This window comes from Rhodococcoides kyotonense (assembly GCF_001645385.1).
In the GTDB taxonomy this organism is placed as follows: Bacteria; Actinomycetota; Actinomycetes; order Mycobacteriales; family Mycobacteriaceae; genus Rhodococcoides; species Rhodococcoides kyotonensis_B.
The window spans coordinates 1-12,941 of the sequence record NZ_LVHI01000040.1 but is presented as its reverse complement, the minus strand read 5'-3'; the positions used below and the strand labels follow the sequence as shown (position 1 = coordinate 12,941).

Here is a 12,941-nt window from a genome sequence, read left to right as displayed (position 1 = left end):
CCTGCGAAAGGCACTCCATGGTCGAAGTTCGACGAACATTCGTAGTCCGCAAGCCCATCGACATCGTGGTCTCGTACCTGCGAGACTTCGCGCACGCAGAGCACTGGGATCCAGGAACGCAGAAGTGCGTGCAGTCGACGCCAGGTCCCATCGGTGTCGGCACCGAATGGCACAACGAATCGAAGCTGTTCGGAATCGGTACCGAACTCACCTACCGAATGATGGAAGACCAGCCGAACAGGGTTGTGTTCCAGGGAACCAACAAGACGGCGCGATCGGTCGACGACCTGTCGTTCGCGACGTCCGGTCCCGATTCGACCGAGATCACGTACATCGCGGACATCACCTTCAACGGCGCAGCGAAGCTTGCCGACCCGCTGGCCAAGCTCGCTTTCGAACGGGTCGGCAATCAGGTGGTGCCGACGATGACCGAAGTGCTCGAAGCGTTGTAGCGGCGCGCATGAAAACGGCCTCGACGCGGAACGCGTCGAGGCCGTTTTCAGTGCCCGAAGGTCAATACCACGTCTTGCGACCGCCGACCGCGCGACCGGCGGTTCCGAGCAACGTAAGGATTGCGCCGACGACGATCAGCACGATGCCGATGATCCAGAGGATCTGTATCGACGCCAAGAAGCCGATGAGTGCGAGGATGATTCCTAGGACGATCACTGTGGTTCCCTCTTTTCGATTGTGGGCCGCTACCAGCGGCCACCAGTTGATCTGCGTCGATCGCCAATCGCTGACAAACCTACCGTGATTCGGCTGAAATCTACGGTGCTGCCGAAGATTTCGGATCCATCACAGTCGCTGCCTTTCCGATAGCCGATCTGAGCCGACCACGAAACGACCTCACGTGCGCCGTTGGGGCAACGCACAGAAGGGTGATCGTTTCCTGCACCGACGCTGACGCCGGTAGTCGCGACTACCCTCGTCCGCTGTGCTTCAAACCACGCGACAAAAAATCGCCCCTGTCCCGGTTCGCGAGAACCGGGACAGGGGCGTGACAACCGTTCTGAGCCTGCGGATCAGCCTGCGTCGCTCGCCGCCTGCTTCTCGCTCGTAGCGCCTGCGGTGGAGAGCTGTCCGCCGGAGTTCTCGAGGTGTGCGCGGACGAACCAGTGGAAGAGCTCCAACTGACCGCTCTGACCGATCAACAGGTCCTCGGTGATCGGGTCGATCTTGCCGATCTCCTCGATGGCCTTCCTGGTGTCCTCGATGACGCCGACGTAGACGAGGTCGAGTGCCCCGAGGTGTTCGATCGCCGATGCGCGTCCGATGGAGTAGTCGTCCCACGAACGCTGATTCACGATCGTTCCCGGAGTGCCCAGCGCCGAAGATCCGAGCGTCGCGATGCGTTCTGCAACCTCGTCGGCGAAACCTCGTACCGCTTCGACCTGTGGATCGAGCATCTCGTGCACTGCGATGAAGTTGGGACCCACCACATTCCAGTGGATGTGCTTCAGCGTCAGGTGCAGGTCGTTGAACGCGTTGAGGCGATCCTGCAGCAGGGTCGCGACACGGGCGCCGTCGTCGGTGCTCATTCCTGGAACGGTGTACGAGTTCGAATTTGTCATGGGGGTCGACTACCCGTGCTCGAATCGAACAAAACACGCGGCCTCGCAGCCGATGAAGGCTGCGAGGCCGCGTGTCGGTGAGAGAGTGGTCAGTCGTCCTTGGTGAGGGTCGGCTGATCCGGTGCCGCCTGAACCTCGTCCGGCTCCTCCTTCGGCGGCCGCTTCATGCTGAGGATGATCGAACCTGCGAGCACCACCACGATCACCACGAGGCTCACCACCGACGGGATCTCGGGGATGGACGTGCTGATGACCTTGTGGCTCGCCTGCAGGATCAGCTTCACGCCGATGAAGCCGAGGATGATCGCAAGGCCCTTGGACAGGTAGTGGAACTTGTCGAGCAGACCGGACAACAGGAAGTACAGAGCGCGGAGTCCGAGGATCGCGAACGCGTTCGACGAGTACACGATGAACGGATCGTCGCTGACCGCGAGAACGGCCGGAACACTGTCGACGGCGAACACGAGGTCCGCAGCCTCGATGGCTACGACGACCGCGAGCAGTGGCGTCGCAACGCGCTTGCCTGCTTCCATGACGAAGAACTTCGTACCGGCGTACTCGTCGCGGACGGGAACCACCTTGCGGAGCAGTCGAACTGCGAGCGACGTGCTGGGATCGTAGGAATCCTCCTCGTCCTTCATCAGCTTCCACGCGCTGTACAGCAGGATCGCGGCGAACACGAACAGTACGACGGTGAACTTGGAGACGATCGCGACACCGGCGGCAAGGAAGATACCGCGGAAGATCAGAGCGCCGACGACGCCGTAGAACAACACCCGGTGCTGGTACTCACGCGGCACCTTGAAGTAGCCGAAGATCAGCGCGAAGACGAACAGGTTGTCGACGGACAGGCTCTTCTCGAGCAACCACGCCGTCGTGTATTCGACGCCCGCTGTCGTACCGAGCGTGGCGAAGACGACTCCGCCGAAGATGAGTGCGACACCGACCCAGACCGCGCTCCACCATGCGGCCTCCTTGAAGCCGATGATGTGGGCGCCGCGGTGAGCGAGGAGATCGATCGCGAGCATGATGACGACGACGGCGGCAAACGCCGCCCATGCCCAAACGGGAACGTTCATCGGCGGGTGTCCTTACCTGTGATTCGAGAGCCGATGCTTTTCAGCTTGGCCTGGTTCTCGGGCTTGCTTGCGTAGGCCTTGGCCTTGGCGATCAGAGTGCGGCCCTGGGGGCTGCCCGCGAAATTCTTCAATCGCTGGGTCAGAGATGCCATGATTGCTGGATTCTCCTTCGATCGTACGATCTGCGACGGTCGTCCCGTCGCGGCTCCTCCAATTCTGCCTGTGCAGGTTACGGAATACACCGTCCGATGCTGGACATGTTTTGTCCGCTTACCTTGCCTGTATCCGGCAAAGACGGCTCTAGAGCCGTCGATTCTCCGGCCAACCGAGCAGCCTCGCCCCGAAAACAGCGGTCTGCAGCGCGAACCGCTCACCCGAATCGGCGACGTCGTGCCCGGTCAGTTCGGCGATCCTGGCCAATCGATAGGTGACCGCGCGCACCGACAGATGCATGGACCGTGCCGTCATGGCCGCGTTGCCACCGGATTCGAAGAACGCGAAGAGTGTCTGCAGCAGCGGTTCCGCACCCCCGCGTGACGAGAGAAGGGGGGTCAGCACCGTGTCGACGAGGTCGGTGATGGCAGGCCGGTCGTCGAGCAACACTCGGTAGACCAGGAGTTCCCGCGCGTCGACGACGGGTGCGTCCATGCCCAGTTTGGACGCGAAATCCAACGCGTCGACCGCTTCCCGATAGGACGACGACACCCCGGCAGCGCTGCTCCCGGTGCGGCCGACGCCGATGCGATGCGACCAGTCGCCGTCCACGCGTGCTTGCTTGATCGCTGTTCGAAGGCCGTCGAGAACGTGTGTGACCGCCTGCTGGTCCGGCGCGGAGAAGACGACGACCAGCCTGCCTTCCTTGCTGGCGACGAGAGTGCCTGCGTCGCCCTTGCTGCCTTCGACGGCACGTTCGACGTCGACGATCGCGGATCCCGCGTCCGTGAACGGGTCGTCGGCGGCGACGACAGCGACGCAATGCGGACCCGTCAGATCGAGACCGAAATTCTCGGCGCGGCCGAGAACACCGGCGACGTCGGCGCTTCCGGACAACAGATCGTCGACGAACTCGCGTCGAGCCGACACCTCCGCGCGCACGAGCGACCGTCGCGCGAGCTGGAAACCCTCGGCGAGTTCTGCGACCGCGTCGTCGGACGCGCGCAACATCACCTCGCCCGCGGTGACGACAGCCTGCGGGTCGTGCTCCGCGTCGAGGACCGCCGGGAGGTTGCGCCACAGTCGCCACACCGACGACAGGTACAGGTCGAGCAGCGCACGCAACGGCACGCCCTGACGTGCGGCGGCGTCACCCTTGATGCGCAACGTGCCGAGCTGACGCCTCGTCAACGGTCTACCTGCGGACACGGCTGACGTCAGAACTTCGAGGAAGTCACCGAGCAATTCGGTGGACAGTCCTCCCGCGTCGAGCGCGGCGAGCCGCGCAACCTCGAGACGTGCGTCCTCGGTGCTCGCGGAATCCGACTCGGCTGTCACCCGGTCGATCGTATGCGGCCGCCGAGCAGCTATGTATACGGCAACGTGGGCGAGCGCCGATAGGTTACGGTCGAGCAGGGTCGGCGCTGCGTCGGGGGCGGCGCCGAACCCGACTACCTGTTGGTCGGCGAACTTGCGGCGCGTTCGAGGATGGGCGTCGTACGGTACGGGATCAATTCCCTCATCGCGATCGACATGTTCGTGCGTTCGACGCCGGGAATCTTCAGTATCAGGCCGGCGACGCGATACAGATCGTCGGCGTCCACCGCGGCGATTCGGATGTGCATGTCGGACGCACCCGACAGACCGAACACCTCGAGCACTTCAGGAATCGTGCGGAGGTGATCGGTGACCTCGGCGAGCTTGTGCTGGTCGACGCGGGTGGTCACGAATGCCTGCAATGCGTAGCCGAGACTCCCGGGCCGCACCCGATGATCGATCGGAGTGAGAGCGTCCTTCTCCTCCCATCGAGTCAGGCGGGCCTGCACGGTATTTCGAGAGAGCCCTAGCGTCGTCGCCAGTTCTACCCCGGTCGCGCGCGGCTTGTCGCACAGCGCGAGGAGGAGTCGAGCGTCGGTGCGGTCGAGGTCCGTCATGGGTCCACGATATGCGTCTTGGTTACTGTGCATCCATGGCAGATACGAGCGTGCGCGATCAATTTCGGTTGTCCGGTGCGTGGAATTTCCGCGACGTCGGAGGTGCGCGTACAGCCGACGGGCGTCGGGTTCGATCGGGTGTGCTGCTGCGGTCGTCCGAGCTGACGCGTCTCGACGACGACGGACGCGCCGAGATGAGCCGACTCGGAGTGCGCCACGTGTTCGATCTGCGTGGTGACTCGGAAATCGAGCGCAGCGGACGCGACCTCGTACCCGAGGGGGTCGTCGTGCACAACCTGCCGTACCACAACCACCGGGGTGAGCGGGCTCCGCACGAGGCCGGAGCCAGCGTCGACCCCGAGGCCCAGCTGCGCTACATGATGCGTGCGTACACGTCGTTTCCGACGCTCGAGGGCGCGCACGCGGCGATTCGTTCGGTGGTCACCTCGCTGAGCAACGACGAAGGCCCGGTCCTGGTGCACTGCGCGGCGGGAAAGGATCGTGCCGGCTGGACCGTCGCGACCGTCCTGCGCGCAGTCGGGGTCGCCGAGTCCGACGTCCTCGCCGACTTTCTGACCAGCAACACCGCCATCGAGCCGCTGCGAGCCCACCTCGAACAGGTGTGGGCTCCGCGTGAAGGTGGAACGCCCGTCGAGTTGACCGACGCGGTCCTGGGCGTCACCGAGGCCTATTACCGTCACGGAATCGAGGTCGCGACCGAAGAGCACGGCTCGTTCGACGGTTATCTTCGGGCGATCGGTGTGACCGCAGACGACCTGGAGAAGTTGAAGCGAACACTGCTCGTTGACGAGAACTGAACGTCGGCACGTACCCTGTCGTGCATGCGTACTGGCGAAACCGCGCCGGACTTTCGGCTTCCCGACCATACGGGGAACGTTCGAAGTCTGAGTGACATGGTGGACAGAGGCCCCGTGGTCCTGTTCTTCTACCCGGCGGCGTCGAGTCCGATCTGCACGGCGGAGGCCTGCCATTTTCGCGATCTGGGCCGCGCGTTCGAATCGCTCGGCGCTCAGCGAGTCGGTATCAGTACGGACACCACCGATCAACAGTCGCATTTCGCTTTGCAGAGGTCGTTCGACTATCCGTTGCTTGCCGATTCCGACGGTTCGGTGGCCGAGCAGTTCGGTGTGCGACGCGGCGGCTGGCTGATGCGGCGACGTCGGATGAAGGACATCGAACGGCGACGAACCCACACCGTCGAACGCGGGCTGCTGCGCCGGCTGCTGTCGGTGAAACGGACGACGTTCGTCATCGACACGAATCGCGTCGTACGGCTGGTGGTCACGAGCGAACGTGCGAACGTGCACGCGGACAAGTCGCTGGACTATCTACGGTATCTGTCCTGATGTTCCGTCTCCGCTGAACAACGACGTGTAGACGACGGGTTCGGTGTTCTGCGTAAGCGCGTCGTCCTGCACGGAATCCTTGTGGCTGAACAGCGTCTCGATCTTCTTCGGTGATTCCATCGACCGAGCATGCTCCCGATTCGGTGAAAATGCCATCGAGACGCGCCGAACGCGACCGAAATTGTGCCGCGTGCAACGTGTTTGGCACCTCCGATGCGGGGATGAAACACTGAAGGACATGCACGACGTCGAATCCGTCCTGAACGGCCTGCGCCGCTATCCCGATGCGGAGGCGCCCAATCTGTTCGCGTCGGATGCTGCCGATCGGCTGATTCTCGACACCGCAGCCGACGCACTGGCCGAGGTCGGTGGACGCGACGCGGTCGTGATCGGCGATCGCTACGGGGCGCTGACATTGGGTGCAGCGGCGATCGTGAAGACGAACGACATTCGAGTACACCAGGATCCGATCACGGGGGAGATCGCACTCGGGCGTAACGCGTCGGCGCTGGGGATGGCCGACACCTACCGGAACCTCCCACTCGGGAGCGATCTTCTGAACGGCGCACGGCTGGTCGTGATGCAGTTGCCTCGAAGTTTGGCCGAATTGACCGAAATCGCCGAGAACATCGCCGCATTCGCGGCTCCCGACGTGCGGGTGTTCGCCGGTGGTCGAGACAAGCACATGACTCCTGCGATGAACGGCGTGCTGGGCGCGAGTTTCGACTCCGTGATCGCGGGCCGCGGGCGTCAGAAGTCTCGGGTGATCACGGCGTCGACCCCGATCCGTCGGGCGCCCGAGAGTTACCCGGTCAGCGAGCGACTCGACGACGTGGGGCTGACCGTCGTCGCGCACGGTGCTGTGTTCGCGGGAGCGAAACTGGACATCGGCACGAGATTCCTCGCGTCGTTCCTGCCGGAGATGAACCCCGATGCGCGTGACATCGTCGACTTGGGTTGCGGGACGGGCATTCTCGCGTGCCTGCTCGCTCGGGACAGGATGGCCGCACGAGTGGTGGCGACCGACCGGTCCGCTGCCGCGACGGCGTCCGCTGCGGCCACCGCTGCGGCCAACGGACTGGACCTGTCGGTGATTCGCGACGACGCCATGTCCACGTTCGATTCCGCCTCCGTCGATCTGATCGTGTGCAACCCGCCGTTTCACGAGGGCGCGTCGCTTCACACCGGAAGTGCGGAAAAACTGTTCGCCGCGTCGGGCCGCGTGCTGCGACCGGGCGGCGAGCTGTGGACCGTGTACAACTCGCACTTGAACTATCGAGGCGAGCTCCGCGCGGCCGTCGGGCCGACCGAGACGGTGGGCAAGAACGCCAAATTCACCGTGACTCGATCGACCATCGGCTGAGCCGACGTCCTATTCGACGGGTCCGCCGTCCTCCGGGGTGCCGTCGATCTGCCCGCGGTCGCGGCCACGATCCTCCACCAGCGTGCCCTCGATGATCTCGGCCTGACGCTGACCGTCGGCGTAATCGATGTCGGGATCCTCGTCGGACTCGAGAATCTCCTTGTCGACGAGATCTTCGGTCAGTTCCGCGTCGGGTGTCTCGGACACCGCGCGCTCGTCGTTCTCGAGCGGAACATCCGGTTCTTCTTCGCTGAGCTTCTCGTCGAGGCTCTCGCCCTGGAGAGCTTCCTCGGGCGTCGTGCCGAACTTGTCGGCTTCGCTCCAGTGATCCGGCGGTTCGACCGTCGAGTCGCCGTCGTCGTTGCGCAGTTCGTCTGAATCCAGGCTTTCACTCTGGTCGAGGGTCTGATCCGTTCCGTCATCGTTCATCATCACGCTATCGACAATGCCCACTGATGTCGGACGGGAAACCGGACGTCGCTGTCCGACGAGTCGCTCCAGACGGTAGAGTCCGATTTGTCGGAAGTTCTCGGGTCCGACTGGGAACTTTTGTCCGTATGTGGGAGTTTTACATACAGCTGTCGGCGACGAGTCGACGCAAGGTCCTCCAGCCACGAAGGGCTTGCAACCTCAGAAGGGAAGAAACACGGTGCGCACCTCCAGCAACCCGGTGTTCCGCAACCTGCCCAAGCAGGAGGGCGGCGGATACGCCACTTTCGGCACTGCGACGGCTGGTGCGTCGCAGGCCACTCAGCAGTTCGGACAGCCGCAGACGTACGGCGAGCCCTACCAGGCCGGGCCGACGTCGCGGGCCATGACCATCGACGACGTCGTCACCAAGACCGGAATCACGCTCGGTGTGCTGACCGTCTCGGCGATCATCTCCTATGTCCTCTCCAGCGGTAACCCGTCGCTCGCCCCGATGTTCGTCATCGGCGGCGCCATCGTCGGCCTCGTGCTGGTGCTCGTCGCGACCTTCGGTCGCAAGATGGACAACCCGGCCATCGTCCTGGCGTACGCCGTCGCCGAGGGTCTGTTCCTCGGTGCTCTGTCTCTGATGTTCACGGACGTCATGTTCGGCGGCGTGGGCGGCGCTGCTCTCATCGGCCAGGCCGTTCTCGGTACGTTCGGCGTGTTCTTCGGAATGCTCGTCGTCTACAAGACCGGCGCCATCCGCGTCACGCCTCGGTTCACCCGCATGATCATCGGCGCGCTCATCGGCGTCGTGGTTCTCGCGCTCGGTAACCTGATCGCCAGCTTCTTCGTCGACGGCGGCTTCGGCCTTCGCGACGGTGGTCCGATCGCGATCATCTTCAGCCTCGTCTGCATCGGCATCGCGGCATTCAGCTTCCTGCTGGACTTCGACCAGGCCGACCAGCTCATCCGCGCACAGGCTCCGGAGAAGGCAGCCTGGGGCGTTGCGCTCGGACTGACCATCACGCTCGTCTGGCTGTACGTCGAGATCCTGCGTCTGCTCAGCTACTTCCAGAACGACTAGCACCTGCACGAGAAAGGCCCCCGCTGATGCGGGGGCCTTTGTCGTATCCGGGTGTCAGCTGAGGCGCTCGAGCACCATTGCCATGCCCATGCCGCCGCCGACGCACATGGTCTCGACGCCGAACGTCTTGTCGTGCGTGGTCAGGTTGTTCAGCAGTGTCGTGGTGATGCGGGCGCCGGTCATGCCGAACGGGTGTCCGACGGCGATAGCGCCACCGGAGACATTCAGCTTGTCGTGGTCGATGCCGAGGTCACGAGCGGACCCGAGGACCTGCACCGCGAACGCTTCGTTGATCTCGAACAGGTCGATGTCGGAGATCGACATGCCCGCGATCGACAGTGCCTTGCGCGTCGCCTCGATCGGTCCGAGGCCCATGATCTCGGGGGACGTGCCGGTCACGCCGGTCGAGACAATCCGGGCGAGCGGGGTCAGGCCGAGAGCCTTGGCTTTGGTGTCACTCATGATCACCAGTGCGGCGGCGCCGTCGTTGAGCGGGCACGCGTTGCCGGCGGTCACGGTTCCGTTCGGACGGAAGACCGGCTTGAGTTCGCTGATCTTCTCGTACGTCGTGCCGGCGCGCGGGCCGTCGTCGGTGCTGACGACGGTGCCGTCGGGCAGCGTGACCGGGGTGATCTCGCGTTCGAAGAAACCGGACTTGATTGCGTCCTCGGCGCGGTTCTGGCTTCGAACGCCCCAGTGGTCCTGCTCCTCACGGGAGATGCCGGTCAGCAGGGCGACGTTCTCCGCGGTCTGGCCCATGGCGATGTAGGCGTCGGGCAGCTGTCCGCTCTCACGCGGGTCGGTCCAGCTGTCGGCGCCTTCCTCGGCGACTTTCTTGGTGCGCGCTTCGGCGCTCTCGAACAGTGGGTTGTGGCTCTGCGGAAGCGAATCGGAGCTGCCGTGGACGAAACTGGAGACGCTTTCCACGCCGGCGGAGATGAAGACGTCGCCTTCGCCTGCCTTGATCGCGTGCAGCGCCATGCGGGTGGTCTGCAGCGACGACGAACAGTAGCGGGTGACGGTGGTTCCAGGCAGCGAGTCGTAGCCGAGGAGTACCGCGACGATCCGAGCGAGGTTGTTGCCCTGCATGCCGCCGGGCAGGCCGCATCCGAGCAGGAGGTCGTCGATGTCGGTTGGGTCGAGCTCGGGAACCTTCGCGAGCGCCGCCGACACCATCTGCACGGTCAGGTCGTCGGGACGGATGTCCTTCAGCGAGCCTTTCATCGCGCGGCCGATCGGGGAACGAGCGGTACTGACGATCACTGCTTCTGGCATGAACTCTCCTTCGTTGGGTGATACAGCTTCTGGTTACCGGCGAGTAGCAAGAAATCTAGCGTCAGCCGCCCGCTCCCTGGATTTCGGCACCACGTCTACGCAGGAAACGATCGAGCGACGCCGCGGCGCGTGGCGCCAATCTGCGTGATTCCACGGCCTCGGACACCTGGGGGAGCTCGGGCAGCGGACCGCCGTTCCACTCGCCGAGCGCGGCGGCGAGGACGGGCAGCAGTTGCTGCGCAGCGAGTTCGTAACCCGCCGCGGACGGATGAAAGCGGTCCGGTGAGAACATCGTGTCGGGGGCGGCCAGAAATTCGGGCGCGAGGAGATCGGCCAGCGCGACCGGGTGGCCGCCTGCGGCGAGCGTCGCAGCGGTCTGAGCGCGCGCAAGGCGAAGGCCCCAATTGCGGACGACGGTGCGCAGTGGCTGCGGAATGGCGGTGACGACGCCCAGATCGGGGCACGTCCCCACGACGACGACCGTGCCCTTCGCGGTCAAGCGCTCGACGGCGGCTCCGAGCCTCGCAGCCGACGCGGCGATCGAGAACTTCTTGGTGACGTCGTTGGCGCCGACGAGGATGACTGCGGCGTCGGGTGCGGGACCGGCGACGAACATGGCGTCGACTTGGCCCTCGAGGCCCTTGGACGTCGCACCGCCGATCGCCTTGGTGCTGAGGCGGATCTGTTTTCCCGTTTCGTCGGCAAGGCCACGTGCGACGAGAACGCCCGGAACCTCGTCGGCGATCACGCAGCCGACACCGGCCGCGGTCGAGTCGCCGAAAATCATCAGATGAATATCTGCTGAACTTCCCATTCGCCAGGGCCGCGGCGTCCGATCACCGGGTCCGTAGATGCCGTCGGCCTCGGGCGGTTTGGCCGTCGACCGGCCGATCACGCCTCTTGCGGACGTGGCTTGGGACATCAGATGTCGGTACATCGCCCACGACGCCGTCCCAGCTGACGAGCCTGCGAGGACTGTTGCCGCACCGGCTCTCGCCGCAATGCGCCATCGACTCATGGGCACTGTTGATCTCCTTCGCTGAGCGCCACGATTTCCATCGTATGCATTTCCGGCGCGTCGTCACGGCGGTACCGAAGAGCGCGCTGCGGCGCGTCTGGGAAGATGGCACCATGCGCATCGCACAGCACGTCACCGAACTCATCGGCAACACTCCGTTGGTCAAGCTTTCCTCCGTTGTCGGCGACAACGCGGGGATCGTTGCTGCCAAGATCGAATACCTGAACCCCGGCGGCTCGTCCAAGGACCGCATCGCCGTGAAGATGATCGACGCGGCCGAGGCGTCGGGCGAGCTGAAACCGGGCGGCACCATCGTCGAGCCGACCTCCGGCAACACCGGCGTCGGCCTTGCGCTCGTCGCTCAGCAGCGTGGATACAAGTGCGTGTTCGTGTGCCCCGACAAGGTCGGTGAGGACAAGCGCAACGTGCTTCGCGCGTACGGCGCCGAGGTCGTCGTCTGCCCGACGGCAGTCGCGCCCGAGGACCCCAACAGTTACTACAGCGTCTCCGACCGTCTCGTTCGTGAGATCGACGGCGCATGGAAGCCCAACCAGTACGCCAACCCGGCGGGACCGCAAAGCCACTACGAAACCACCGGTCCCGAGATCTGGGCGGACACCGACGGCAAGATCACGCACTTCGTGGCAGGCGTCGGCACCGGCGGCACCATCTCCGGCACCGGCAAGTACCTGAAGGAGGTCTCCGGCGGCAAGGTCAAGGTCATCGGCGTCGACCCCGAGGGCTCGGTGTACTCCGGCGGCACCGGACGGCCGTACCTGGTCGAGGGCGTCGGTGAGGACTTCTGGCCGACCGCGTACGACCCGTCGATCCCCGACGAGATCATCGCCGTGTCCGACGCCGACTCGTTCGACATGACGCGTCGCCTCGCCCGTGAAGAGGGTCTCCTCGTCGGTGGCTCGTGCGGTATGGCTGCAGTCGCCGCGATCAAGGTCGCCGAGCGTGAAGGCCCCGACGCCGTCGTGGTCGTGCTGCTGCCCGACGGTGGCCGCGGATACCTCGCGAAGATCTTCAACGACGACTGGATGTCGTCGTACGGCTTCCTGCGTTCACGGCTCGACGGCAAGACCGACGAGCCGTCGGTCGGCGACGTGCTGCGAGGCAAGTCCGGCGCACTGCCCGACCTCGTGCACACGCACCCGTCCGAGACCGTGCGCGACGCAATCGAGATCCTGCGTGAGTACGGCGTCTCACAGATGCCGGTCGTCGGTGCCGAGCCGCCCGTCATGGCCGGCGAAGTTGCGGGCAGTGTCACCGAGCGCGACCTGTTGAGCGCAGTGTTCGAGGGGCGCGCGACGCTCGCCGACCCCGTCGCGAAGCACATGAGCCCGCCGTTCCCGCTGATCGGTGCGGGCGAGAACGTCTCCGACGCCACCAAGGCGCTCGGCGAGACCGATGCGCTCATGGTCGTCGAAGAGGGTAAGCCGGCAGGCGTCATCACCCGGCACGATCTCCTCGGGTTCCTCAGCAAGGGGGCATAGCCCCATGTGAGTGCGAATGTAGAGCCCGCTAGACGGCGGTCTCAAGCAGTCATCGCAACGTGCCTGATCATTGAGGGATGGTTGCGATGGGACGTCCGGTGTACACCCATGAGGTGCGGATGCTGTTCTGGGTTCTGTTGGGTTGGGGCTCGACGGTGAAAGAGGCCGCCGAGGTGATCGG

At 64.6% G+C, this 12,941-nt stretch carries 16 protein-coding genes; 6 read left to right on the top strand and 10 right to left on the bottom strand.

The annotated features are described in order from the left end of the window. Nucleotides 1–17 precede the first annotated feature (17 nt). Nucleotides 18–452, top strand: coding sequence for an SRPBCC family protein (locus A3K89_RS23525; RefSeq protein ID WP_068431551.1), 435 nt, complete (start codon nt 18–20; stop codon nt 450–452). Nucleotides 453–513: 61 nt separating this feature from the next. On the opposite strand, the gene A3K89_RS26085 is transcribed toward A3K89_RS23525, so the two are convergent. The 6 genes from A3K89_RS26085 to A3K89_RS23505 all read right to left on the bottom strand — a co-directional run bounded on the left by A3K89_RS26085 (nt 514) and on the right by A3K89_RS23505 (nt 4,740). Further along, nucleotides 514–669: a DUF6131 family protein gene (locus tag A3K89_RS26085; protein ID WP_165839526.1), complete on the bottom strand. Its 156-nt coding sequence runs from the start codon at nt 667–669 to the stop codon at nt 514–516. Between the two features lie 356 nt (nt 670–1,025). Further along, on the bottom strand, nt 1,026–1,574 hold the full coding sequence (locus tag A3K89_RS23520) for a Dps family protein (RefSeq protein WP_068431545.1): 549 nt from the start codon (nt 1,572–1,574) through the stop codon (nt 1,026–1,028). An 89-nt stretch (nt 1,575–1,663) separates the two neighbouring features. After that, nucleotides 1,664–2,653 carry a TerC family protein gene (locus A3K89_RS23515; RefSeq protein WP_068431544.1) on the bottom strand — a complete coding sequence of 330 codons (990 nt, stop codon included), beginning with the start codon at nt 2,651–2,653 and terminating at the stop codon, nt 1,664–1,666. Continuing rightward, nucleotides 2,650–2,805, bottom strand: coding sequence for a hypothetical protein (locus tag A3K89_RS26080; RefSeq protein WP_165839525.1), 156 nt, complete (start codon nt 2,803–2,805; stop codon nt 2,650–2,652). The genes A3K89_RS23515 and A3K89_RS26080 overlap by 4 nt, the downstream gene beginning before the upstream one ends. Nucleotides 2,806–2,953: 148 nt before the next feature. After that, nucleotides 2,954–4,144 (bottom strand): PucR family transcriptional regulator, encoded by a 1,191-nt coding sequence (locus A3K89_RS23510; protein ID WP_068431543.1) that lies wholly within the window; start codon nt 4,142–4,144, stop codon nt 2,954–2,956. A 113-nt stretch (nt 4,145–4,257) separates the two neighbouring features. Then, the gene (locus tag A3K89_RS23505; protein ID WP_068431541.1) at nt 4,258–4,740 is read right to left on the bottom strand and encodes an Lrp/AsnC family transcriptional regulator; all 483 of its coding nucleotides are present in this window, start codon (nt 4,738–4,740) and stop codon (nt 4,258–4,260) included. Between the two features lie 35 nt (nt 4,741–4,775). Here A3K89_RS23505 and A3K89_RS23500 point away from each other — a divergent pair, with 35 nt between their 5' ends. Then, complete coding sequence (locus A3K89_RS23500) at nt 4,776–5,558, top strand: tyrosine-protein phosphatase (RefSeq protein ID WP_068431539.1); 783 nt, start codon at nt 4,776–4,778, stop codon at nt 5,556–5,558. A gap of 24 nt (nt 5,559–5,582) precedes the next feature. Beyond that, nucleotides 5,583–6,107, top strand: coding sequence for a peroxiredoxin (locus A3K89_RS23495; protein ID WP_068431537.1), 525 nt, complete (start codon nt 5,583–5,585; stop codon nt 6,105–6,107). On the opposite strand, the gene A3K89_RS26075 is transcribed toward A3K89_RS23495, so the two are convergent. Continuing rightward, entirely contained in the window at nt 6,090–6,227 is a 138-nt protein-coding gene (locus tag A3K89_RS26075) for a hypothetical protein (RefSeq protein WP_167674357.1), read from the bottom strand. The two genes, A3K89_RS23495 and A3K89_RS26075, sit on opposite strands and share 18 nt — an antisense overlap. Before the next feature lie 118 nt (nt 6,228–6,345). On the opposite strand from A3K89_RS26075, the gene A3K89_RS23490 reads away from it, so the two are divergent. Continuing rightward, nucleotides 6,346–7,470, top strand: coding sequence for a class I SAM-dependent methyltransferase (locus A3K89_RS23490; RefSeq protein WP_068431536.1), 1,125 nt, complete (start codon nt 6,346–6,348; stop codon nt 7,468–7,470). Between the two features lie 9 nt (nt 7,471–7,479). Here A3K89_RS23490 and A3K89_RS23485 read toward each other — a convergent pair whose 3' ends face one another. Beyond that, nucleotides 7,480–7,902, bottom strand: coding sequence for a hypothetical protein (locus A3K89_RS23485; RefSeq protein ID WP_068431529.1), 423 nt, complete (start codon nt 7,900–7,902; stop codon nt 7,480–7,482). A gap of 217 nt (nt 7,903–8,119) precedes the next feature. On the opposite strand from A3K89_RS23485, the gene A3K89_RS23480 reads away from it, so the two are divergent. Further along, nucleotides 8,120–8,968, top strand: coding sequence for a Bax inhibitor-1/YccA family protein (locus tag A3K89_RS23480; protein ID WP_068431527.1), 849 nt, complete (start codon nt 8,120–8,122; stop codon nt 8,966–8,968). Nucleotides 8,969–9,022: 54 nt separating this feature from the next. On the opposite strand, the gene A3K89_RS23475 is transcribed toward A3K89_RS23480, so the two are convergent. Both A3K89_RS23475 and A3K89_RS23470 read right to left on the bottom strand, forming a co-directional pair. Further along, complete coding sequence (locus A3K89_RS23475) at nt 9,023–10,243, bottom strand: acetyl-CoA C-acetyltransferase (RefSeq protein ID WP_068431524.1); 1,221 nt, start codon at nt 10,241–10,243, stop codon at nt 9,023–9,025. A gap of 61 nt (nt 10,244–10,304) precedes the next feature. Continuing rightward, nucleotides 10,305–11,261 carry an SGNH/GDSL hydrolase family protein gene (locus A3K89_RS23470; RefSeq protein WP_174551504.1) on the bottom strand — a complete coding sequence of 319 codons (957 nt, stop codon included), beginning with the start codon at nt 11,259–11,261 and terminating at the stop codon, nt 10,305–10,307. 113 nt (nt 11,262–11,374) lie between these two features. On the opposite strand from A3K89_RS23470, the gene A3K89_RS23465 reads away from it, so the two are divergent. Continuing rightward, nucleotides 11,375–12,760 carry a cystathionine beta-synthase gene (locus A3K89_RS23465; protein ID WP_068432006.1) on the top strand — a complete coding sequence of 462 codons (1,386 nt, stop codon included), beginning with the start codon at nt 11,375–11,377 and terminating at the stop codon, nt 12,758–12,760. Nucleotides 12,761–12,941: the final 181 nt, after the last annotated feature.